1 protein-coding gene is annotated in these 364 nt (G+C 66.2%); it reads left to right on the top strand.

Going from position 1 to position 364, the window contains the following annotated elements; translation table 11 throughout:
* On the top strand, window positions 1-364 hold a 364-nt coding region (locus tag RVY79_RS18040; protein WP_317465897.1), incomplete at both ends, for a hypothetical protein.

Genomic DNA, 364 nt, shown 5'->3' with positions numbered 1-364 from the left:
ACTTGCCCCATGGGTTCACTGGCTTCTCCGGCCGCATCGCGATGGTCGGCGAGCACGGCAATCTGCAACTCGTGCGTCCCGGGAGCGTCACGCAGCCGCTGGCGCAAATCGTCAAGGCGATAGCTCCCAGCGGTTGGACGGGGACCGCCCAAAAGACCATTGCGCTGACGGAGGAGACGACGTTCGTCACGCGGGATGCCGAGAACTGGCTTCAGGCGCTCGGGCGGTTGCTGGACCAGAAGGGTCTCTACGCGGAGGTCGACTTCGGCCGTCGCAACATCGCGCTGCGTGTTGAGCCGCCCAAGTCGATCGCCGTGGGCGTCGCGGTGGCTTCGTCCGATGCCAGCAACGGCGCGAATGTCGG

The sequence above is a fragment of the Chromohalobacter sp. HP20-39 genome (assembly GCF_033052815.1).
Taxonomy (GTDB): Bacteria; Pseudomonadota; Gammaproteobacteria; order Pseudomonadales; family Halomonadaceae; genus Chromohalobacter.
This window is presented reverse-complemented; position numbering and strand designations above follow the sequence as displayed.